The organism is Aquitalea denitrificans (assembly GCF_009856625.1).
GTDB lineage: Bacteria > Pseudomonadota > Gammaproteobacteria > Burkholderiales > Chromobacteriaceae > Aquitalea > Aquitalea denitrificans.
Genome location: NZ_CP047241.1, coordinates 1237498 through 1260109, shown reverse-complemented (window position 1 = coordinate 1260109; position 22612 = coordinate 1237498). Strand labels below are relative to the sequence as shown.

Here is a 22612-nt window from a genome sequence, read left to right as displayed (position 1 = left end):
CTTTAAGCACCTGCAATGTTTGAGCGATTTGACGTTAGCAAATCGCGAGTTCAGGCGCGCCTCGCTCCGGGCGGGATCTGTCGGGCAGCCGCAGGCCATGCTTGCCGGGGTGGCCTTGGAGGTGAAGGAGGGCTTGGCCAAGCAAGCCCTCCTTCCCGTTTGCCGCGCGGAAGCGGCAAGAAAATTCATCATCTGCGTGAGCGGATACTTGTCTCGGTGCTCACCGGTCTATACACAGCTTCGCCAAAAGAAAGAACCCAAAGAAAAGGCGACCCGCAGCGCGTCGAAACCCCGCCACAGCCGCACCGCCCAGGGCGCGGCCGGAACTTGCGGCGCGCTAACGTCGCGCCGCTGCGGACAGCCGACCGCTTAAGACCCTGAGCGGCACGTTTGCGTCGGCTCGCGCTGACGGGACCGGGTTTCGTTGGTACGGTGCTTGCGATAGCGAATCGCAGTACAGATGAGTCCCCGATGCAGGTCAATTTTTCCCCATGCCAATGTGCTAGCATGACTGGTATCGGCCAGCAGCGGCCGTTCAATGCGGATAATTTATCAGCAGATTTTTATATTGCGGAATTAAATATGAAGCGTGTTTTTTTGGCAATTTTTTTCATGTCACTTACATCATTTGCCCATGCTGATGTCGGACTGCCAATGATCGTAGTATTTTTTCCAATATCTATCCTTGCTTTCATTCCTATTGTTCTTATAGAAAGTCTGGTGATATGCAAAATTTTGAATGTTAGATGGAAGCTGTCTGTCAAGGTGGCTTTTTTGGCCAATCTTGTATCATCAGTTGCAGGTATTCCTTTGGCGTGGTTTATTTTACTCTTATTTGAATTCACAGCTTCTGATGTTTTTCTGAAATGGGGGTTGTCAAATTCGTACCCGCCCAGTGGGGTTCGAGGGTTCGAGGCAATTATTCTTACAGCCCCTTGGCTTGGACAAACTAACGATAATTGGTCAGTTCCTTTTGCTGTCATTGTCTTGCTGATACCATTTTTTCTTGTTTCTTGCTGGATAGAGTCATGGTATGCAGCCAAATGGCTTTCACCATCCAATGTGAAGAATGGCGTTAAGGCAATGTGGTGGGCCAATGCTGCAAGTTATCTTTTTCTATTGGCAATGTGTTCTATTTGGTTGATTTGGGCTATATCGAAAAATTAGACATGAGTAATGTCAAAGGAGTGTTATTGGTAGAGATGCTCCAAACTTCTGCTTTGGGTCGTTGGAAGATATTGATGCCGGGATACTATAGGACAGGAACCGTCTGATGGAAACTTTTCTACGCAGCATTCATATGAACCGTCGAATGCTAGGTTGCCTACTGTCATGTTTGCTTCTTTGCGTAGCTCTATCGGCTGCAGTGTGGTTTCTCGGAACACCAAATCGCTTATTCCTGCTTCCTCCGCAGCTAGAAGTGCAGAAGGCTCTGTACACTGAGACTAACTCTTGGGGTTTTGGCCCCGGAGGAAATGAAACGGGAGTCATCCTGTATGAGCTTCCTTCACATATGACCCACAAAAATCCGAGCGTCCTGATACCTGAACTGACATGGGAGGCAACGCCCTTGCAAGGTCATCGCGAGTGGTTTGAGGGGGAAGGGGCTTCACGTACAGAACCAGGACCTTTACTTGACAATTACTTAAATCGGTATGGCTTTGGCATTCCAATCAAAGCTGAGGTTGTAAGCGAGATCAACCGTGCGGTCTCTGCACAGGGTAGTTGGTATGCCTATACCGGGCATGGGATCATCGTGCTTATGCCGTTAATCAATCGGGTTGCATTTGTTTACGCCGAATGACGTTACACCCAACCTGAATATCTGGGCTTAACGAGTAACGTCTTCCCAGACGTAGTAACTAGACCGCTTTGGGTCGTTTGAAGTCATTAACGGAGAGTATATTTTTAGTAAATCTGCAACTCTAGATTATGATTTTAACCTCCAAGAAGATACAAATCTTTTATTAGGGTAAATTTTCGATGAAATGTCCTTGGTGCAGCAGTGAGCTCGGATTTTATCTTTCAAAGGGAACTGCAAATTGCCCGCATTGCTCAGGTAAAATAGTAATGGCATTCAAAGCAAGTCGTATAGTGATGCTATCACCCATTGCAATTCTTGCAGGATATTGTCTCTCTACATTGCTTGGCGGGCTTGGTTATCTGATAAGTGGCGGGCTGCCTCTGTTATGTTCTGCATACATAGAAAAGCATTACTGAAGAATGAAAATACAAGCCATAACAATCAACGCTTTGTAACATGACCACTTTGGGTCGAAAGCAGAAATCTATTCGGTGGCATCCGAAATCGTCTTAGCTGCTAGATTCCCCACCGCACCAACGCGCCCACCGGCCCCGTCAAGCTTGCCGACGGGTGGCGCTGCTGCGGTTTTAAGTGGCTGGCTGTTTGAGCGATTGGACGTTAGCCAATCGCGAGTTCCAGCCGTGCCGCAGCAGGGGCAGGCCCCGGAGGGCAGCCGCAGGCCATGCTTGCCGGGGTGGCCTTGGAGGTGAAGGAGGGCTTGGCCAGGCAAGCCCTCCTTCCCGTCCGCCGCGCGGAAGCGGCACTCAACACATCATCCGCAGCAGCGGATGCAAGAACACCACCTGCACCACTTGCCAGCCTGCTCCATGCCTCCAACCCTTGCGACTCACCCGCTTGCTGTTTAGCCTTTGCGAGTTGCACTTAAATAGCGCAACCGGGTTTGGCGACCTGATTATCCGGACAGGAAATCCTCTACCACCATATTGATGGAGACATCACCATGTCCGCAGAAAACAAATCCGCAAAAACCCCACCACCCCTCACCCTCCACTACCTCGGCAAACCCATCCGCCTCACCCTCCACCACATCCCGCCCCTGCTCGCCATCGCCGACCTGGCCGCCGCCATCGGCCCACACCTCACCGAACAACTCCGCCAGCAACTGGAAACACACGCACACCAACCCGACGACCAAACCCCGCCCAGTTGGCCACTGCCCGCCCTGCTGCAAGTCCTGCGCCGCAGCCGCAAACCCGCCGCCCGCCAGCTACGCCGCTGGCTAAGCCGCGAACTGCTCCCAGCCCTGCACCAGCTGCCACCGCAGGCCCCACGCTGGGAGCAAGCCCTCAGCCTGGCGGCCGAAGCGGGGCAGCAAATCAGCCATGCCGTACTGCAAACCGTGCTGCAGCAGGAAGAAAACTGGCAGCACGCCCACTGGCTGCTGACGCTGAATTACACCCCGGACCACCCGCGCCGCCATAGCCATGGCCGACTCAGTCCGCTGGAATGCAGCGCCACACCACTGCAGGCGCTGGCAGATGAAATTGCACGGCCCAAGGGCCTGGGCATGCCGAACGGTGACTTGATGAAACTGGTGGCGGCCTGCCATCAGCAACTGGCGCTGCGGATGGACAAGCAGGCGTGGCGGGAAATGGCACGCGGAAGGGATGGAGACTAAGCAGCGAAGCGAGGCAGCCTGATGGCTGCCTTCTGTTACACCGCCTTGCGCAGCGCCCAGTCAAAAGCGCGGGTGGACAGCAGGCGACGCAGTACCCAGAACACCTTGGTGGGCTTGGTGATGCGGTAGCGGGCCTTGGGACGGCGGGCGTTGACTGCTTGCCATACCGCCTCGCCCACGGCGGTGGCGGGCAGGGTGAATGGCGCGGCGTGGCCTTCTTTTTTCAGGCGCACCAGTTGGCGTTCGTACTCCGCGCGATGCACGCTGCCAACCACATCGATATTTTTCAGAAAGCGCTGCAAGGCATTGGGGCGGAAGCGGCTTTCAATCGGCCCCGGCTCCACCAGCGACACAAAAATCCCCGTACCGTGCAGCTCCTGGCGCAGGGTGTCGCACATGCCTTCCATGGCGAACTTGCTGGCGTTGTAGGCGCCGCGCCAGCGCATGGCGGCAAAACCCAGAATCGAGCTGTTATAGATGATGCGGCCATGGCCCTGGGCCCGCATGACGGGCAGTACGGCGTTGGTGAGTTCCCACGGGCCGAACAGATTGGTTTCGAACTGCTCGCGCATGGCCTGGCGGTGAATGTCCTCTACCGCACCGGGCTGGCCGAAACCTGCATTGTTGAACAGGGCGTCCAGCCGACCGCCAGTCTGCCCCAGCACGGTTTGCAGTGCGCGGTGAATGGAAGCGCTGTCGGTAACATCCAGTTGCAAGCTTTCCAGTCCCTCGGCCTGTAGCCGCTCAACATCGGCAGCGCTGCGGCAGCTGGCAAATACGCGCCAGCCGCGCTGGGAGAACAGTTTTGCCGTGTGATAGCCAATACCGCTGGAGCAGCCGGTAATCAGAATGCAAGGGGGGTGGGACACTGGGTAGCCTTGTCAAAATCAGGGAAACAGGCGAAACCCTACACTATCCGGGCAGCATTGCTAAAGCAGTTTCACCGCCGTAGCCGGGCCTGACAAAGTTATCGTGTTGCCGTGGAAATGGAATAAAATGGCCGACTACCGATTTTGCGACAAGGAAAACGCCATGGCGAAATCCGCCAAAGCCCCGGCCAGCTTTGAAACCGCGCTGGCGCAGCTGGAGGACATCATCCAGGCGATGGAAGGCGGCGATGTGCCGCTGGAAACGGCGCTCGCGTCCTACAAGCAAGGCATCGAGCTGATCAAGTTCTGCCAGGGCAAATTGTCCGACGCCGAGCAGCAATTGAAAATTCTGGAAAACGACGAACTCAAACCGCTGGACCTCAGTAATGGCCAATGAATCCTTCATCGGCTGGATGACGCAGATCCAGCAAACCATGGAAACCGCCCTCGCCCGCTTTCTGCCCTCGGCGGACACCTTGCCGCAGCGCCTGCATCAGGCCATGCGCTATGCCACGCTGGAAGGCGGCAAACGGGTGCGGCCGCTGCTGGCTTTTGCCGCAGGCGAATTAAGCGGTGCCAGCGCGGAAAACCTGGCACGCGTGGCGGCGGCGGTGGAGATGATCCACGCCTATTCGCTGGTACACGACGACCTGCCCTGCATGGACGACGATGTGCTGCGCCGTGGCAAGCCCACCTGTCATGTGGAGTACGACGAAGCCACTGCCCTGTTGGTGGGCGATGCCCTGCAAACCCTGGCATTCGAGCTGATTGCCACCCCGCTGGAAGGCGTGAGCCCGACCAGCCAGCTGGCCATGTGCCACACACTGGCGCGCGCTTCCGGCCATGGCGGCATGGCCGGTGGTCAGGCCATCGACCTCTCCAGCGTGGGCCAGACGCTGAACCTGCCCGAGCTGGAGTTCATGCACATGCTGAAAACCGGTGCGCTGATCCGCGCCGCGGTGCTGCTGGGCGCGATGGCCGGCACGCCCTTGAGCGCAAAGCAGACCGAACAGCTGGACATCTTTGCCAAGCGCATTGGCCTGGCCTTCCAGGTGGTGGATGACGTGCTGGACTGCGAAGCCGACACCGCCACGCTGGGCAAGACCGCCGGCAAGGACGCCGCCAACGACAAGCCCACTTACGTCAGCCTGATGGGCTTGGCCGAGGCCAAACAGTTTGCCCGCGAGCTGCGCGAGCAGGCCTTTGCCGCGCTGGAAGACTTTGGCCCGGCTGCCGATAGACTGAAACAACTGGCCGACTACATTGTGGCCCGCTCGTTTTAACCGCAGAAGAACAACAATGACTCCGCTGCTCGACACCATTCATCAGCCCTCCGACCTGCGTGCGCTGGGCCGCCAGCAACTGCCGCAACTGGCGACGGAACTGCGCGAATTCCTGGTCGATACGGTCAGCAAGACCGGTGGCCATTTTGCGTCCAACCTGGGCAGCATCGAGCTGACCATCGCCCTACACTATGTGTTCAACACCCCGGACGACCGTCTGGTATGGGACGTGGGTCACCAGACTTATCCGCACAAGATTCTCACCGGCCGCCGCGAGCGCATGGGCAGCATGCGGCAGAAAGGTGGGCTGGCGGGCTTCCCCAAGCGCGAGGAATCCCCTTACGACACTTTTGGCGTCGGCCATTCGTCCACCTCCATCGGTGCGGCGCTGGGCATGGCGGCCGCCGCCAAACTGCAAGGGCTGGACCGCAAATGCGTGGCCATCATCGGCGATGGCGCGATGACCGCCGGTCAGGCTTTCGAAGCGCTGAACAACGCCGGGGCGATGGATACCAACCTGCTGGTCATCCTCAACGACAACGATATGTCGATTTCGCCCAATGTGGGCGCGCTGAACAATTATCTGGCCAAGCTGATGTCAGGCCGCTTTTACGCCGCCATGCGCGAGGGCTCCAGCAAGGTGCTGGGCATGGCCCCGCCCTTGAAGGAAATTGCCAGCAAGGTGGAAGAGCACGTCAAGGGCTTCTTCACCCCCGGTACGCTGTTCGAGGAATTCGGCTTCAACTATATCGGCCCGATCGACGGGCACGATCTGGACGTGCTGGTGGATACGCTGAAGAACATCCGCAGCCTGAAAGGGCCGCAGTTCCTGCATATCGTCACCAAGAAGGGCCACGGCTACAAACTGGCCGAGAACGACCCGGTGAAATACCACGGCGTCACCAAGTTCGACCCGGCCAATGGCCTGGCCGGTGGCAAGAGTGGTGGCAAGCCGCAGTACACCCAGGTGTTTGGCGACTGGATTTGCGATATGGCCAAGCTGGACAAGCGTCTGGTGGGCATCACCCCGGCCATGCGCGAAGGCTCCGGCCTGGTGCGTTTCGAGAAGGAGCACCCGGACCGCTACTTCGACGTGGCCATTGCCGAGCAGCATGCGGTCACCTTTGCCGCCGGCCTCGCCTGTGATGGTGCCAAGCCGGTGGTGGCGATTTACTCCACCTTCCTGCAACGCGGCTACGACCAGCTGATCCACGATGTGGCGCTGCAGAATCTGCCGGTAATGTTTGCCATCGACCGCGCTGGTCTGGTGGGTGCCGACGGCCCCACACATGCCGGTGCCTTCGACATTTCCTTCCTGCGCTGCATTCCCAACATGACGGTGCTGGCTCCATCTGACGAAAACGAATGCCGCCAACTGCTGTACACCGCCTTCTGCATGGACAGCCCCACCGCCGTGCGCTACCCGCGCGGCGTAGGCCCCGGCGTGGAGATCCAGCAGGAAATGAGCGCCCTGCCGGTAGGCAAGGGTGTATTGCGTCGCAGCGGCCAGGGCAAGGTGGCGATTCTGGCTTTTGGCAGCATGGTGGCACCGGCACTGGCAGCCGCAGAAGCGCTGGATGCCTCGGTAGCCGACATGCGCTTTGTCAAACCGCTGGATACCGGCCTGATCCGCCAGCTGGCAGAAACGCATGACTACATCGTCACCGTGGAAGAAAACGTGGTGATGGGCGGCGCAGGCTCTGGCTGTCTGGAGGCCATGCAGGCCATGGGCATCGTCAAGCCTGCCTTGCTGCTGGGCCTGCCGGACGACTATGTTGAACATGGCGACCCCACGGTATTGCTGGCTGATTGCGGCCTGAATGCAGCGGGCATTGAAGAGAGCATCCGCAACTGGTTGCCCCAACAATAAACAATACGAGGCGACGTCATGGGCAGTTTTGATCTGGCAACATGGCTGAACCTCAAAGGCAGCCCTTTCGAGGCGCTGCCGCTGTTTGTCACCAGTCTGGCCATCGGCCTGTTGATGGGGGTGGAGCGCGAACGCAAGCACCACACCCTGGCGGGCATCCGCACCTTTCCGCTCACCGCCATCTTCGGCACCCTGGCCGCCATGCTGGATGCCCCCACGCATGGCGTGCTGCTGCAAACCGTCGGCCTGCTGGCCGTGGCCTCCTTCGGCTTTCTGCCGGAACGCTGCGCCGACAGCGACAAGACCGAGCCGCGCACCACCACCGTGGCCTCCTTGCTGGTCATCTACTGCCTGGGCGCGCTGGTATGGCACGGATATGGCGGCGTTGCCGTAGCAGTGGGCATTGTTGCCACCGCCCTGCTCTACCTCAAGCCCGAGCTGTCCGGCCTCACCCACAAACTGGACCGGCGCGACCTGCTGTCGCTGCTGCAGTTTGCTGCCCTGTCCTTCATCGTCCTGCCCTTGCTGCCCAACCGCACCTTCGGCCCCTATCAGGCGGTGAACCCGCATCAGGTGTGGCTGATGGTGACACTGATCGTGGGCATCAGCCTGTCCGGCTATCTGGCAGTCAAATTACTGGGGCAGAAAGTGGGTGGCCCGCTGCTGGGCATACTGGGCGGCTTGGTGTCCTCTACCGCCACCAGCCTGATCTACGCCCGCGAAGCACGCGCCAATCCGCTGTCGCTCAACCTGGGTACGGCCGTCATCCTGCTGGCCAATCTGGTGCTGTTTGTGCGGCTGCTGGTGCTGGCCGCAGTGGTACAAACCAGTGTGCTACCGGCGGCTGCCTGGGTGTTGCTGCCCGGCCTGCTGTGCGGGTTGAGCACGGCACTGTGGCAGCTGCGCCAGCACAATAACGGCCAGCCACAGCCGGAGCTGCAACTGAGCAACCCTTCCGAAATGAAGCTGGCACTAGGCTTTGGTGCCATGTTTGCGCTGGTGATGTTTTGCGCCGCCTGGCTGAATGCCGAATTCGGCAGCAAGGGTGTGTATGTGGTGGCGCTGATTTCCGGCCTTAACGATGTGGATGCCATCTCGCTGACGGCTTTCAACCTGTTTGGTGAAAACCGGCTGGACGGCCAGCAAGTGGCTACTACGTTGGCGCTGGCTATCAGCGCCAACAATGTGTTCAAGTTCAGCCTGATTGCCAGCCTGGGCGGCAGTGCGCTGGCGCGCCGCTGCCTGCCGACCCTACTGGCGGCCAGCGGCGGCATGCTGGCCGGTTTGCTGGTGCTGGCCAGCAGTTACTGAGCCGCGGCCTGCAGGCCGGGCAGCAATTGCAGAATGGTCTGCGCCGTCTGCTGTGGCGCTTCCAGTGGAAACAGATGGCTGCCCGCCACTTCATGCAGCTGCATGCCAAAGTGCCGCTGCATGTAGCGCAGGTCGGACGGGCGCACCACATCGTGCCGGCTGGCGGCCACAAAAGCCGTCGGCACCGTCAACTGCCCCCGATAGCGTGGAAAATCATGCGGCAGGCCGCAGTAGATCTGGTGCTCGATCTGCGGCCGAAAGCGCAGCCGCCGCCCACCCTGGCCATCGTCCTCGCTGCCGTGCAAGGCGTAGTCGGCCAGGCAGTCCGGATCGAAACGGGCAAACGCCGGCTTGCGGGCAAAGTAGTCGTGCATCATTTCCACGCTGGCCCAGCTGTCGCGCCGTCCCAGGGTATTGCCACCGGGGGTGATGCGGGCTATCAGCCCCAGTTTCTTGGCCAGCCAGATGAAACCGGCTCGGCGTGGCCCCATCAGCGGCGAATCCAGGATCACCAATGCCTTGAACAGTTCCGGTGCGCGGATGGCCGCATAAAACAGCAGATAGCCGCCCAGTGAATGACCCACGCCAATCACTGGCTGGCGGTAGCGGCTGAGCACAGCAATGGTTTCGTCCACCAGATGCGGCCAGCAGTCCGTCACCGGATAGCGCGGGTCGTGGCCGATGCAATCCAGCCAGCCCAGTTGGTAGTGCTGGCCCAGTGCACGCAGCAGCTTGCCGTACACCGGGGCGGGGAAGCTGTTGGCATGGGAAAAATGAATGATGTCCTGCATGATGTGATGTTGCGCCCTTTATTGTTTGTTATGGCTCGATACTACCGTAAAATGGCGTTTTGCCAGACGCAGTGACCGGGTTGCACCCACCCGCGGCCCAAAGCACGGAACCGGCTGGCACCTTGCTGGTCAACCCTTGCATCATCCAGATAACGCACCATCATGCCGCACTCCCTGTTACGCCTGTTATCCCCCTTGTGGCGCCTGCTGGCGCTGCTCAGCCTGCTTGGTGTCAGCACAACCACCCTGGCAGTGAATCAGGAAGACCTGCTCCCCCCGGACAAGGCTTTTGCCGTCAGCGTGGAACGCCAGCCGGACCACCTGCTGGTGCAGCTGAAAGTGGCCGACAGTTATTACGTCTACCGTGACCGGCTATCCTTCACCACCGAGCCGGCCGGCCTGCTGGGCAGCCCGGTGCTGCCGGCGGGCCAGATCAAGCAGGACGCTTTCTTTGGCAAGCAGGTGATTTACCACGGCCCGCAGCTGATCAAGCTGCCCTTGCATGCCGGTGCGCCCGCGCAGTTCAAGCTGCATGTAAAGCTGCAGGGCTGCTCTACTGCCGGGGTGTGCTACCCGCCCTATACCCATCATCTGGACATCAATGCCTACGGCAGTGCCAGCAATGGCAGCAACAGCTGGCTGGCGGATGCTGCTGCGGGAAAGCCGGCGGGTAGTGGCGGCAATCTGGCGGCCAAGGGCTGGCTGGCCGCGCTGGGCAGCTTTTTCTTGGCTGGCATCGGCATGGCCTTTACCGCCTGCATGTATCCGCTGCTACCCATTGTTTCCTCACTGATTGCCGGTGAAGGCCAGCACATCACCCGCCGGCGCGGCTTCTGGCTGTCGCTGACTTATGTGCAGGGACTGGCGCTCAGCTATACCGTCATCGGCATCATTGCCGGGCTCACCGGTTCGCTGCTTACCGTCTGGCTGCAGCAACCAGCCGTCATCCTGAGTGCCAGCGTACTGATGGTGGTATTTGCGCTGTCCATGTTCGATCTCTACACCATCCAGCTGCCGTCTGCCCTGCAGTCCCGGCTGGCCGATGCCTCCAACCGCCTGTCCGGTGGCAAGTTGGCCACGGTGTTTGCCATGGGTGTGCTGTCGGCACTGATCATCGGCCCCTGCGTGGCCCCGCCGCTGGCGCTGGCGCTGGGTTATATCGGTAGCACCGGCGACGCAGTGCTGGGTGGTGCCGCCCTGTATGCGATGGCACTGGGACTGGGCCTGCCGCTGATCCTGATCGGCACCTTTGGCGGCCATGTGCTGCCACGTGCCGGTGGCTGGATGAAGGCAGTGAAAAGTACCTTCGGGGTGCTGATGCTGGGTCTGGCCATCTGGATGGCCAGACCCTTCCTGCCGGCTGCACTGGTACTGCTGCTGTGGGCGGCGCTGTGTGTGGGGGCTGCAGTCTTCCTCAAGGCCTTTGAAACCCTGCCAGGCAATGCCCACATCAGCCACAAGCTGGGCAAGGGCCTGGGCCTGATGCTGTTTCTGGTGGGCGCGGCCCAGCTAGCCGGCGCACTGGCCGGGGAAACCGACCCACGCTACCCGCTGAAATGGCTGGCCGGTAACAAGGCCCAGGCCAGTGCCAGCCAGCAACCGATGTTTGCCCCGATAGGTAGCAGCGCCGAGCTGGACAGCAAGCTGGCTGAGGCCCGGGCTGCCGGCAAGCCGCTGCTGCTGGATTTCTATGCCGACTGGTGTGTCTCTTGCAAGGAAATGGAAAGCGACACCTTCCCCGCAGCCGCCGTAGCCAGCAAGCTGCAAGGCTATGTGCTGCTGCGCGCCGATGTCACCACCAACCTGCCAGCGCATCAGGCCCTGCTCAAGCGCTTTGGCCTGTACGGCCCGCCGGGCATCATCCTGTTTGACGCCAATGGCAAGGAGCGCGACCGCATCATCGGCTTTACCCCGGCCGAGGCCTTCGCCGCGCGGCTGTAACCGGCCTGCATACCGGCGGCGGGAAAATGCCGCTACAATTCGGCTCTGGCGGCATGCTGCGCCGCCATCACCGCCACCCGGACCTTTTCATGACGCCCAAACCCTTTCCCAGCATCAGTGTGATGGCCGTGTTGCGCATCGCCGTGATGGGCCTGCTCATCCTGTCCTGCCTCAAGGTCATTCAGCCGTTTCTGGGTGCGCTGACCTGGGCCGCCATCATTGCCATTTCTGCCTGGCCGCTGTTTACCCGGCTGCGCCTGCGGCTCAATGGCCGCGCCAAGCTGGCGGCGGTCATCATTGTGGGTGCGCTGTCGCTGACGCTGGCCATTCCCATCGGCCTGATGGCGCTGACGCTGGCCGATACCATTCCGCAGCTGGCGTCCATGTCGCGTGACCTCACCAGCATTCACCTGCCCGATGCCCCGGCCTGGGTCAACACCCTGCCGCTGGTGGGCGAGTCGCTGCACAAGTTCTGGATGAGCGTGCAACTGGACCTGCCGGGCTTTATCGACAAAATCCGCCCGGCCATCAACAAGGCCGCCTTGTGGGCACTGGAAAGCGGGGCTTCGGCCAGCCTGAGCATGCTGGAAATCGTGCTGGCCATCGTGATTGCCGGCCTGTTGCTGATCAATGGTGACAAGCTGTGGGACGCCGCCGAACTGGCCATCAGCAAGCTGGGCGGCGCCACGGCAGACGAATTGCCCGAGGTGATTGCCCGTACCATCCGCAGCGTCACCACCGGCGTGGTGGGCACCGCGCTGGCGCAAACCGTGCTGTGCGTGATCGGCCTGTTGATTGCCGGAGTGCCTGGCGCACTGGTGCTGGGTTTCCTGTGCTTCATCGTGGCGGTGGCCCAGCTGCCCACGCTGATCATCTGGCTGCCTGCCGCGGCCTGGGTGTTTTACTCAGGCGCCACCGGCATGGGTATTTTCCTGCTGCTGTGGGGTTTTTTGCTGGTCAACACCATCGACAATGTGCTCAAGCCGCTGCTGATCAGCCAGGGCGCGCAAATGCCCTTGTCCATCATTTTCATGGGGGTGATTGGCGGCTTGCTGGCCTGGGGCCTGCTGGGCCTGTTTATCGGCCCTACCCTGCTGGCGGTGGGCTTTACCCTGTTCCGTCACTGGCTGCGGCCGGAAGACTACCCGGAACTGCCGGAAGATACCGAGCAGCCGTGCGGGCCGGCTGAACAACCCCGCTAAGCCAGTATCCCGCTAATGACAAAAGCGCCCCCAAGGGCGCTTTTGTTTTGCCTGCTTAAGTGCTTACAGCAGTTCCAACGCCACCGCGGTGGCTTCGCCGCCACCAATACACAGGCTGGCTACGCCACGTTTGCCGCCATGCTGACGCAGCGCGGACAGCAAGGTCACCATCACCCGTGCACCGGATGCGCCAATCGGGTGGCCCAGTGCGCAGGCCCCGCCATGCACATTCACCTTGTCATGCGGCAGGCCCAGGTCCTGCATCGCCGCCATGGTGACCACGGCAAAGGCTTCGTTGATTTCAAACAGGTCGACATCGCCCACCGTCCAGCCGGTCCTGGCCAACAGCTTGCGCATGGCACCCACCGGCGCGGTGGTGAACAGGCCCGGCTCCTGTGCGTGGGTGGCATGAGCCACCAAGCGGGCCAGCGGCTTGAGCCCACGGCGGGCGGCTTCGCTGGCCGTCATCAACACCAGCGCGGCAGCACCATCGGAAATGGAGCTGGAATTGGCCGCCGTCACCGTGCCGTCCTTGCGAAAAGCCGGTTTCAGGCTGGCAATCTTGTCCAGCTTTGCCTTGAGCGGCTGCTCGTCAATTTCCATGGCTTGTGCACCGTTCTTGCCTTCCACCAGCACCGGGGTGATTTCCTCGCGGAAGCGGCCCTCGCTAATGGCTTGCTGGGCGCGAGTGAGCGAGGCGATGGCAAAGGCATCCTGTGCTTCGCGGCTGAAACCGTAATCACCGGCACAGTTTTCGGCAAACACGCCCATCAGCTTGCCCTTGTCGTAGGCATCTTCCAGCCCATCGAGGAACATGTGGTCCTTGATTTCACCATGCCCCAGGCGCAGGCCGCCACGCGCCTTGGGAATCAGATAGGGTGAATTGCTCATGCTCTCCATGCCACCGGCCACCATCACGCTGGCCGAACCGGCCAGCAGCAGGTCGTGCGCCAGCATGGCGGCTTTCATGCCGGAACCACACATCTTGTTGATGGTGGTACAGCCAGCCGCCAGCGGCAGCCCGGCTCCCAGCGCAGCCTGGCGGGCCGGGGCCTGGCCCTGCCCGGCGGGCAGCACGCAGCCCATGATCACCTCGTCGACATCCTCGGCAGCCACACCAGACCGCTCTACGGCGGCGCGGATGGCAGCTGCACCCAGCTGGCTGGCCGTCTGACTGGCAAACATGCCCTGAAAACCACCCATGGCGGTACGGGCCATGCCCACAATGACAATCGATTCTTGCTGTTGCATCTGTCTGTTCCTTCCTGAATGGCTTGCTTGCCCGGCTACGGTGTTGATGATGCCTGCTTGCCCAGTGCCTTTTCGCATTGGCTGCGGATCTGGCTGATTTCCCCCATCACCACGCGGATGTCGTCCAGCTGTTCCTGCAATTGCTGTTCCTTGCGGCTGAGGATGCGGATGAATTCGCGCAGCTGCGGTTCGTCGTTGCTGGCGGCATCGTACAAATCGAACAGCTCGCGGATTTCCAGCAAGGACAGGCCGATGCGTTTGCCACGCAAAATCAGCATCAGCCGCACCCGGTCGCGCCGGGTATAGATGCGGCGCTGGCCATCGCGTTGCGGCTCCAGCAGCCCCTGGTCTTCGTAAAAGCGGATGGTGCGCGTGGTGACATCAAATTCCTGCGCCAGCTGGCTGATGCTGTAGGTCACACCTTGCATGCCTGTTCCCCTGTTGTTGTTTTGGCCCTGCCCTTTGCCTGCTGGCAGCAGCTGGCCGTGTTTTGATCCCCGATGCCGGATTGTTGATTGACGTTGACGTAAACGTCAAGTTATTGTGATAAAAACAACGCAGGAGAACAGCACATGACAACACAAAAAATCGGCGTGATTGGTGCAGGCACCATGGGCAACGGCATTGCCCAGGTGTTTGCCATGCATGGCTTTGAAGTCCGGCTGGCCGATGTCAGCGAGGCGGCTTTGCACAAAGGACTGGCCGCCATTGGCAACAGCCTGGCGCGCATGGCGAAGAAAGGCAGCATTGCCGAAGCCGACATCGCCGGCATTCTGGCGCGTATCCACCCCACCACCCTGCTGGCCGAGTTGGCTGACCGCGACCTGGTGGTGGAAGCCGCCACCGAAAACCCGGCCATCAAGGAAGCCATCTTCCGCGAACTGGGCAGCGTGGTGCGGGCGGATGCCATTCTGGCGTCCAATACCTCGTCCATTTCGCTCACCCGTATTGCCGCCTGGGTGCCACAGCCCGAGCGCGTGGTGGGCATGCACTTCATGAACCCGGTTCCGCTGATGCAGCTGGTGGAAATCATCCGCGCCATCCAGACCGCCGACCACACTTACCAGAAGGTATTCGAACTGGCGGTGGCACTGGGCAAGACCCCGGTGACGGTAAAGGACGGCCCGGGCTTTGTCTCCAACCGCATCCTGATGCCGATGATCAACGAAGCGGCCTTTGCCCTGTTCGAAAACCTGGCCACCGCTGAGGACATCGACACGGTGATGAAGCTGGGCATGAACCACCCCATCGGCCCGCTGGCACTGGCCGACCTGATTGGCCTGGACACCTGCCTGTCCATCATGGACATCCTTTATACCGAATTCCGTGACAGCAAATACCGCGCCTGCCCGCTGCTGGCACAGCTGGTAGCGGCCGGGCATCTGGGTCGCAAGAGTGGCAAGGGTTTTTATCACTACGACTGACATACCAAGACGGCACACAAGCCGCCAAGCACAGGAGAGTTGCAGATGAAACAGGCTGTTCCCAGCGTCAAGCTGCTGATCAACGGTGAATTCGTCGAATCGCAGAGTCAAGAGTGGCGCGACATCATCAACCCGGCCACGCAAGAAGTACTGGCACGGGTCCCCATGGCCACTGTCGGGGAAGTCGAGGCCGCGGTCGCCAGCGCCAAAACGGCCTTCGCCAGCTGGAAGAAAACCCCCATCGGCACCCGCGCACGGATTTTCCTCAAGTACCAGCAGTTGATCCGCGAGCACATGAAGGAACTGGCCGCGCTACTGACGGCGGAACAGGGCAAAACCCTGGCCGATGCCGAGGGCGATATCTTCCGCGGGCTGGAAGTGGTGGAACACGCCGCCAGCATTGGCAATCTGCAACAGGGCGAATACGCCGAAAACGTGGCCGGTGGCGTGGACACCTATACCGTGCAACAGCCGCTGGGCGTGTGTGCCGGCATCACCCCCTTCAACTTCCCGGCCATGATTCCGCTGTGGATGTTCCCGATGGCCATTGCCACCGGCAATACCTTTGTGCTGAAACCATCAGAACAGGACCCGATGGTGACCATGCGGCTGGTGGAGCTGGCCTTGCAGGCTGGCATTCCGGCTGGCGTGCTGAATGTGGTGCATGGCGGCGAAGCGGTGGTGAATGCCATTTGCGACCACCCGGACATCAAGGCCATCTCCTTTGTCGGCTCCAGCCGCGTCGGCACCCATGTGTACAACCGCGCCAGCCTGGCCGGCAAACGCGTGCAATGCATGATGGGGGCCAAGAACCACGCCATCGTGCTGCCGGATGCCAACAAGGAACAGGCGCTGAACCAGCTGACCGGCGCGGCATTCGGCGCAGCAGGCCAGCGCTGCATGGCCTTGAGCGTGGCAGTGCTGGTGGGCGAAGCACGCAGCTGGATTCCCGATCTGGTGGCCAAAGCCAAGTCCCTGCGCGTGGGTGCAGGCAAGGACAACCCGGACCTGGGCCCGCTGATTTCCTGCGCTGCCCGCGAACGGGTGACCAGCCTGATTGCCAAGGGCGTAGCCGAAGGCGCGGTGCTGGAGCTGGATGGCCGCGAAGTGCAGGTGGCCGGATTCGAACAGGGCAATTTTGTCGGTCCCACCATTTTCTCTGGCGTCACCACCGACATGGCCATTTACCGGCAGGAAATCTTCGGGCCGGTGCTGTGCCTGCTGGGCGTGGACACGCTGGACGAGGCCATTGCCATCATCAATGCCAACCCCAATGGCAACGGCACTGCCATTTTCACCCAGAGCGGGGCTGCCGCACGGCGCTTCCAGGAGGACATCGATGTCGGTCAGGTCGGCATCAATGTGCCGATTCCGGTGCCGGTGCCGCTGTTCAGCTTTACCGGTTCGCGCGGCTCCAAGCTGGGCGACCTCGGCCCTTACGGCAAGCAGGTCATCCTGTTCTATACCCAGACCAAAACCGTCACCAGCCGCTGGTTCGACGACGAGGCCAGCAGCGGCAAGGTGCACACCACCATTTCGCTGCGCTGAGTTGCACTGATCAAGGCAGACCGATTCACGTCAGATAAAACAAGACAGCAGCAGGCCGCCATCCCCCACCGGCCCGGCTGCTGCAAGAGGAGAAACCGACATGGACTTTGCACTCAACGAACAGCAACTGGCGTTCCAGGACAGCGCACGCGACTTTGCCAGCAGCCGCCTGGCCCCGTTTGCCGCCGAATGGGACCTGGAAGAAACCTTCCCGCTCGCCACCATCCGCGAAGCCGGTGACATGGGCTTTCTTGGCCTGTACACCCCGGAGAGCCACGGCGGGCTGGGCCTGTCACGGCTGGATTCGGCCATCGTGTTTGAAGAACTGGCCGCGGGCTGCACCTCCACCGCCGCCTATCTCACCATCCACAATATGGTGAGCTGGATGATTGCCAGCTTCGGCAGCCCGGCGCTGGCCGGGGAATGGGTGCCGCGCATGGTGAGCGGCGAAGTGCTGGGCAGCTACTGTCTGACCGAGCCGGGTGCCGGCTCCGATGCCGCCTCGCTCAAGACCCGCGCCGAGAAAAAGGGCGAAGTCTATGTGCTGAACGGCAGCAAGATGTTCATCTCCGGCGCGGGCAGTACCGATGTGCTGGTGGTGATGGCCCGTACCGGCGGCCCCGGCCCCAAAGGCGTGTCGGCCTTTGTGGTGCCCGCCAACGCACCCGGCGTGCAGTATGGCAAGAAGGAAAAGAAAATGGGCTGGAACAGCCAGCCCACCCGCGCCATCACCTTCGACAATGTGGAAATTCCGGCAGGCAATCTGCTGGGCGAGGAAGGCATGGGCTTTGCCTATGCGATGAAGGGGCTGGATGGCGGCCGTATCAATATCGCCACCTGCGCGGTTGGCACCGCCCAGGCCGCGCTGAATGCCGCCCAGCGCTATGTGCAGGAGCGGCAGCAGTTCGGCCAGCCGCTGGCCGACTTCCAGACCGTGCAATTCCGCCTGGCCGACATGCTGACCGAGCTGGTGGCCGCACGCCAGATGGTACGTCTGGCGGCATTCAAGCTGGACAGCGGCAGCACCGACGCCAGTGCTTACTGTGCCATGGCCAAGCGTTTTGCCACCGATCTGTCATTCAATGTCGCCAATAATGCCTTGCAGCTGTTTGGCGGCTATGGCTACCTGAAGGACTTCCCGCTGGAGCGCCATGTACGCGATGCCCGCGTGCACCAGATTCTGGAAGGCACCAACGAGGTGATGCGCATGATCGTCGCCCGGCAGTTGCTGAAAGACGGCGCGCTGGAAAACCTCCGTTGAGAACCTCCATGCACCCTGTTTGTGTGGTGCATGTTGCAATACAGGATTGAGGTTGTCGACGCAGCCACGGCCCCATCAAGCCTGCCGCCGGATGGCAGACCCGAGGTATTAAGCGGCTGCATGTTTGAGCCCTACGACGTTAGCGCAGGGCGAGTTCAGCCGCGCCTCGGGACTGACAGGATCCGGCGGGCAGCCGCAGCCCCGGCAAACCAAACCGGCATCCGCGCAGCGGATTCAGGACAACAAAGATCGTATACAGACTGTAGGCACTACTTACCAATGATCGGGAACGCCATGACACATTACGCTCATCTGCAAGTGGAAAAACGCGGCCACACCGCCCAGGTCACCATCGACAACCCGCCAGCCAACACCTGGAACCGCGCCAGCCTGAACGCGCTCAAGCAACTGGTGGCAGACCTGAACGCGGACGACAACATCTACGCGCTGGTGATTACCGGCAGCGGCAGCAAGTTCTTCTCCGCCGGGGCCGACCTCAATCTGTTTGCCGACGGCAACAAGCTGGTGGCCACCGAAATGACCATGCTGTTCGGTGAAGCCTTCGAGGCGCTGGCCGCCTTCCGTGGTGTCAGCATTGCCGCCATCAACGGCTATGCCATGGGCGGCGGGCTGGAATGCGCGCTGGCCTGCGACATCCGCATTGCCGAAGTCCAGGCGCAAATGGCGCTGCCGGAAGCCGCGGTCGGCCTGCTGCCCTGCGCTGGCGGCACCCAGCAATTGCCGTGGCTGGTGGGCGAAGGCTGGGCCAAGCGCATGATTCTGTGTGGCGAGCGGGTGGATGCCGACACCGCCGAGCGCATCGGCCTGGTGGAAGAAGTGGTCGGTCAGGGCCAGGCGCTGGAAGCCGCACTCAAGCTGGCGGAAAAAGTGGCGCGCCAGTCCCCCTCCTCGGTCAAGGTGTGCAAGCAGCTGGTGCAGCGCGCACGCATCGAGCCGCCCGGCTATAACCTGATTCACGAGCGCGAGCAGTTCATCAAGCTGTTCGATACCGCCGACCAGCAAGAAGGTGTGCAGGCCTTTCTGGCCAAGCGCAGCCCACAATGGCACAACCACTGACAGGAGCCGCCATGCACGACGCCGTATTGTTTGAAGAATGCCGCAGTGCCGATGGCAAGCGCCTGGGTATTGCCACCCTCAACAGCGAAAAGTCGCTCAATGCGCTGACGCTGGAGATGATCCGCCTGCTGCAAGCCAAGCTTGCCGCCTGGGAAACCGACCCCGACATCGCCGCCGTACTGCTGCGCGGTGCTGGCGAAAAGGCCTTCTGCGCCGGTGGCGATGTGCGCGCCCTGCGCGAAGCGCTGCTGGCCGACGACAGCCATCCTCAGCCGCAGGCGCTGGTGTTCTTCCGTGAGGAATACACGCTGGACTACCACATCCACTGCTATGCCAAGCCGCTCATCGTATGGGGCCACGGCATCGTGATGGGTGGCGGGCTGGGGCTGATGGCCGGGGCCAGCCACCGCGTGGCCACCAGCGCCACCCGCATTGCCATGCCGGAAATCACCATCGGCCTGTATCCGGACGTGGCCGGCAGCTGGTTTCTGCAACGCATGCCAGCGCGGGTCGGCCTGTTCCTCGGCCTCACCGGCGCGCCACTGAATGCGCACGATGCACTGATCTGCAATCTGGCCGACCACGTGCTGGCCAGCGATGCCTGGCCGCAGTTGCTGGAGCAGCTGCAACAGCAATACTGGGATGCCGACACCGCCACCCGCAGCGCTCAGGTTTCCGCCCTGCTCAGCCAGCTGGAACACGCCGCGCGCAGCAGCCTGCCAGCGTCCAATGTCGCCCCCAATCTGCTGACCATTCATCAGCTGATGAGCATGGGCGACCTCGCCACAGTGGCCGATGCCCTGGGCAGCTGGCAGTTCGACGACGACTGGCTGGCCAGTGCAGCCAAAAATTTCCGTCACGGCTGCCCGGTGTCCGCCGCCGTGACCTGGGAAATCTTCCAGCGCGCCCGCCACCTGTCGCTGGCCGAAGCGCTGCGCATGGAGCTGATCCTGTCGCTCAATTTCTGCCACAAGCCGGACTTCCGCGAAGGCGTGCGCGCGCTGCTGGTGGACAAGGACAGGCAACCGCAATGGCACTACCGCCAGTTGGCCGACATCCCGCAGCACTGGGTAGACAGCCACTTTGTGGCGCCGTGGCCGGCGGAGCAGCACCCGCTGGCGGACTTGCGCTAAGCAGTACACAACAGGAGAGACGCAATGACACACATCGCCTTCATCGGCCTGGGCAATATGGGCGGGCCAATGGCGCTCAATCTGGTAGCCAAGGGTTTTAGCGTCGCCGCTTTTGATTTGTCGGCAGACGCGCTGGCCAAGCTGACACAAGCCGGTGCCCGCGCCGCCAGCAGCGCCCTTGACGCAGCACAGGGTGCCAGCGTGGTGATTTCCATGCTGCCGGCCGGCAAGCATGTGCAGACACTGTTTCTGGGCGAACAGGGGCTGTTTGCACAGCTGCCGGCGGGCACACTGGTGATTGACTGCAGCACCATTGCCGCCGGTGATGCGCGCAAGGTGGCCGAAGCCGCCAGCGCGGCTGGCCTGCGCATGCTGGACGCGCCGGTTTCCGGTGGCACGGCGGGGGCCGCTGCCGGTACGCTCACCTTCATTGTTGGCGGTGCGACAGAAGATGTGGCCGAAGCACGCCCGCTGCTGGAAGCCATGGGCAAGAACATTTTTCATGCCGGAGGCAATGGCGCGGGCCAGACCGCCAAGATCTGCAACAACATGCTGCTGGGCATCCTGATGGCAGGCACTGCCGAGGCGCTGGCGCTGGGGGTGAAGAACGGGCTGGATCCGAAAGTCCTGTCCGACATCATGAGCAAGAGTTCCGGCCGCAACTGGGCGCTGGAACTGTACAACCCCTGGCCCGGCGTGATGGAAACCGCCCCGGCCAGCCGTGGCTATAGCGGCGGCTTCATGACCGCGCTGATGCTCAAAGACCTGGGTCTGGCCGAGGCCACTGCGCTGGACAGCCACGCGGCCACCCCGCTGGGGTCGCTGGCGCGCAATCTGTATGAAAGCCATGCGGCTGAGGGCAAGGGTCAGCTGGATTTTTCCAGCATCCTGCAGCACTTCTACCATCAGGATTGACACACCCGATGCAGACATCAGCCCGGCCCTTGCGCCGGGCTTTTTCATGCTTGCGCTCTGCGCATCAGGGCCATTCGGCCTGTTGCAACACGGCGGCGGAAACCTGGCGATGGACAGCGAGTCCAACGGCCTTCATGACGACGTATTTCAACCGCTCAGGAAACCAGCCATGAAAACCAGAAAACTGCTTGCCTCAGCCCTGCTGCTGGCTGCCGCCAGCCAGGCATCCAGCGCAGCCGGCGTGCTGAATGTGTACAACTGGTCCGACTACATTGCCAAGGACACCATTCCCGGCTTTGAAAAGCAGACCGGCATCAAGGTGCGCTACGACAATTACGACAGCAATGAAACCCTGCAATCCAAGCTGCTGACCGGCAGCTCCGGCTACGACATCGTCACCCCCACCTCGGACTTCATGGCCAAGCAGATTCAGGCCGGGGCCTTCCAGAAGCTGGACAAGAGCAAGCTGCCCAATCTGCGTAATCTGGACCCGGCACTGATGGCCAAGATAGCCGGAGCCGACCCGGGCAATCTGTATGGCGTCCCCTGGGCCTATGGCACCGATGGCCTGGGCTACAACCTGACCAAGGTGCAGCCGCTATTGGGCAAGGACACCCCGCTGGATGACTGGGACAACCTGTTCAACCCGCAAAAAGCGGCAAAACTGAAAGGCTGCGGCATTTCGGTGCTGGACGATGCCAAGGCAGTGTTTGCCACCACCCTGCACTATCTGGGCAAGCAACCCAACAGCCGCAACCCGGCTGACTATCAGGCGGCCTTCCAGACCCTGCAAAAAATCCGCCCCTATATCAAGCGCTTCAGCTCATCCGGCTATATCAACGAACTGGCCAATGGCGATATCTGCATGGTGCTGGGCTATTCCGGTGACGTGGTGATTGCCAAGGCAAGGGCGGCCGAAGCCAAACGCCCCTACCAGCTGGCCTATTACATCCCCAGGACCGGTGCACCACTGTGGTTTGACGTGATGGTGATTCCCAAGGGAGCCAAGAATGTCGATTCCGCCCTGCAGTGGATCAACTACATGCAAACCCCGCAGGTGAACGCCGGCATCACCAATACCGTGTTCTACCCTACTGCCAATGCGGCGGCGCGCAAGTTCGTGAAGCCGGAGATTGCCAATGACCCGGCCATCTACCCGCCACCGGCCCTCATCAACAAACTGTTCCTGCTGGAAGCAGTGCCGGCTGACATCATGCGGCTGCAAAACCGGCTGTGGACACAGCTGAAGACCGGGCGCTGAGCGGCAAGGTCCAGTTAAACAAAAAAGGGGCG

General features: G+C 61.1%; 20 protein-coding genes. 16 read left to right on the top strand and 4 right to left on the bottom strand.

The genetic code is table 11. The features are described from left to right. The first annotated feature begins 507 nt into the window (after positions 1 to 507). From GSR16_RS05765 to GSR16_RS05755, 3 genes are all read left to right on the top strand, one after another. The gene (locus GSR16_RS05765) at positions 508 to 1167 is read left to right on the top strand and encodes a hypothetical protein (protein WP_159875572.1); all 660 of its coding nucleotides are present in this window, start codon (positions 508 to 510) and stop codon (positions 1165 to 1167) included. Between the two features lie 106 nt (positions 1168 to 1273). Beyond that, positions 1274 to 1804 (top strand): hypothetical protein, encoded by a 531-nt coding sequence (locus tag GSR16_RS05760; protein ID WP_159875571.1) that lies wholly within the window; start codon positions 1274 to 1276, stop codon positions 1802 to 1804. 961 nt (positions 1805 to 2765) lie between these two features. After that, positions 2766 to 3443, top strand: a complete 678-nt coding sequence (locus GSR16_RS05755; RefSeq protein WP_159875570.1) for a BRO-N domain-containing protein — start codon at positions 2766 to 2768, stop codon at positions 3441 to 3443. Between the two features lie 35 nt (positions 3444 to 3478). Here the strand turns inward: GSR16_RS05755 and GSR16_RS05750 are convergent, their stop codons facing one another. Further along, on the bottom strand, positions 3479 to 4312 hold the full coding sequence (locus GSR16_RS05750; RefSeq protein WP_159875569.1) for an SDR family NAD(P)-dependent oxidoreductase: 834 nt from the start codon (positions 4310 to 4312) through the stop codon (positions 3479 to 3481). 163 nt (positions 4313 to 4475) lie between these two features. On the opposite strand from GSR16_RS05750, the gene GSR16_RS05745 reads away from it, so the two are divergent. The 4 genes from GSR16_RS05745 to GSR16_RS05730 are packed head-to-tail and all read left to right on the top strand — an operon-like array spanning position 4476 to position 8776. Continuing rightward, positions 4476 to 4709: an exodeoxyribonuclease VII small subunit gene (locus tag GSR16_RS05745; RefSeq protein WP_089086346.1), complete on the top strand. Its 234-nt coding sequence runs from the start codon at positions 4476 to 4478 to the stop codon at positions 4707 to 4709. Further along, a complete protein-coding gene (locus tag GSR16_RS05740) occupies positions 4699 to 5595 on the top strand; it encodes a polyprenyl synthetase family protein (RefSeq protein WP_159875568.1) in 897 nt (298 codons plus the stop codon). The genes GSR16_RS05745 and GSR16_RS05740 overlap by 11 nt, the downstream gene beginning before the upstream one ends. A 16-nt stretch (positions 5596 to 5611) precedes the next feature. Then, the gene (dxs, locus tag GSR16_RS05735; protein WP_159875567.1) at positions 5612 to 7465 is read left to right on the top strand and encodes a 1-deoxy-D-xylulose-5-phosphate synthase; all 1854 of its coding nucleotides are present in this window, start codon (positions 5612 to 5614) and stop codon (positions 7463 to 7465) included. An 18-nt stretch (positions 7466 to 7483) separates the two neighbouring features. Beyond that, positions 7484 to 8776, top strand: a complete 1293-nt coding sequence (locus tag GSR16_RS05730) for an MgtC/SapB family protein (protein WP_159875566.1) — start codon at positions 7484 to 7486, stop codon at positions 8774 to 8776. Here the strand turns inward: GSR16_RS05730 and GSR16_RS05725 are convergent. Then, positions 8770 to 9567 (bottom strand): alpha/beta fold hydrolase, encoded by a 798-nt coding sequence (locus tag GSR16_RS05725; RefSeq protein WP_159875565.1) that lies wholly within the window; start codon positions 9565 to 9567, stop codon positions 8770 to 8772. The two genes, GSR16_RS05730 and GSR16_RS05725, sit on opposite strands and share 7 nt — an antisense overlap. Before the next feature lie 162 nt (positions 9568 to 9729). Here GSR16_RS05725 and dsbD point away from each other — a divergent pair, with 162 nt between their 5' ends. Then, positions 9730 to 11508 (top strand): protein-disulfide reductase DsbD, encoded by a 1779-nt coding sequence (gene dsbD, locus GSR16_RS05720; RefSeq protein ID WP_159875564.1) that lies wholly within the window; start codon positions 9730 to 9732, stop codon positions 11506 to 11508. A 26-nt stretch (positions 11509 to 11534) separates the two neighbouring features. Further along, positions 11535 to 12710 carry an AI-2E family transporter gene (locus GSR16_RS05715; RefSeq protein ID WP_240902606.1) on the top strand — a complete coding sequence of 392 codons (1176 nt, stop codon included), beginning with the start codon at positions 11535 to 11537 and terminating at the stop codon, positions 12708 to 12710. A gap of 63 nt (positions 12711 to 12773) precedes the next feature. Here the strand turns inward: GSR16_RS05715 and GSR16_RS05710 are convergent, their stop codons facing one another. Together GSR16_RS05710 and GSR16_RS05705 are read right to left on the bottom strand one after the other, a co-directional pair. Beyond that, complete coding sequence (locus tag GSR16_RS05710) at positions 12774 to 13961, bottom strand: acetyl-CoA C-acyltransferase (protein ID WP_159875563.1); 1188 nt, start codon at positions 13959 to 13961, stop codon at positions 12774 to 12776. Positions 13962 to 13996: 35 nt separating this feature from the next. Next, positions 13997 to 14389 (bottom strand): MerR family transcriptional regulator, encoded by a 393-nt coding sequence (locus GSR16_RS05705; RefSeq protein ID WP_159875562.1) that lies wholly within the window; start codon positions 14387 to 14389, stop codon positions 13997 to 13999. A gap of 144 nt (positions 14390 to 14533) precedes the next feature. Between GSR16_RS05705 and GSR16_RS05700 the strand changes: the two genes are divergently transcribed. The 7 genes from GSR16_RS05700 to GSR16_RS05670 all read left to right on the top strand — a co-directional run bounded on the left by GSR16_RS05700 (position 14534) and on the right by GSR16_RS05670 (position 22580). After that, positions 14534 to 15385 (top strand): 3-hydroxybutyryl-CoA dehydrogenase, encoded by an 852-nt coding sequence (locus GSR16_RS05700; RefSeq protein ID WP_159875561.1) that lies wholly within the window; start codon positions 14534 to 14536, stop codon positions 15383 to 15385. A gap of 45 nt (positions 15386 to 15430) precedes the next feature. Further along, on the top strand, positions 15431 to 16933 hold the full coding sequence (locus tag GSR16_RS05695; RefSeq protein WP_159875560.1) for a CoA-acylating methylmalonate-semialdehyde dehydrogenase: 1503 nt from the start codon (positions 15431 to 15433) through the stop codon (positions 16931 to 16933). A gap of 100 nt (positions 16934 to 17033) precedes the next feature. Beyond that, positions 17034 to 18194, top strand: a complete 1161-nt coding sequence (locus GSR16_RS05690) for an acyl-CoA dehydrogenase family protein (protein WP_159875559.1) — start codon at positions 17034 to 17036, stop codon at positions 18192 to 18194. A 294-nt stretch (positions 18195 to 18488) separates the two neighbouring features. Beyond that, positions 18489 to 19271 carry an enoyl-CoA hydratase gene (locus tag GSR16_RS05685; RefSeq protein ID WP_159875558.1) on the top strand — a complete coding sequence of 261 codons (783 nt, stop codon included), beginning with the start codon at positions 18489 to 18491 and terminating at the stop codon, positions 19269 to 19271. Positions 19272 to 19282: 11 nt separating this feature from the next. Further along, complete coding sequence (locus GSR16_RS05680) at positions 19283 to 20404, top strand: enoyl-CoA hydratase/isomerase family protein (RefSeq protein ID WP_159875557.1); 1122 nt, start codon at positions 19283 to 19285, stop codon at positions 20402 to 20404. Between the two features lie 24 nt (positions 20405 to 20428). Further along, positions 20429 to 21319, top strand: a complete 891-nt coding sequence (mmsB, locus tag GSR16_RS05675; RefSeq protein WP_159875556.1) for a 3-hydroxyisobutyrate dehydrogenase — start codon at positions 20429 to 20431, stop codon at positions 21317 to 21319. Between the two features lie 169 nt (positions 21320 to 21488). Continuing rightward, a complete protein-coding gene (locus GSR16_RS05670; protein ID WP_159875555.1) occupies positions 21489 to 22580 on the top strand; it encodes a polyamine ABC transporter substrate-binding protein in 1092 nt (363 codons plus the stop codon). The last annotated feature ends 32 nt before the right edge of the window (positions 22581 to 22612 follow it).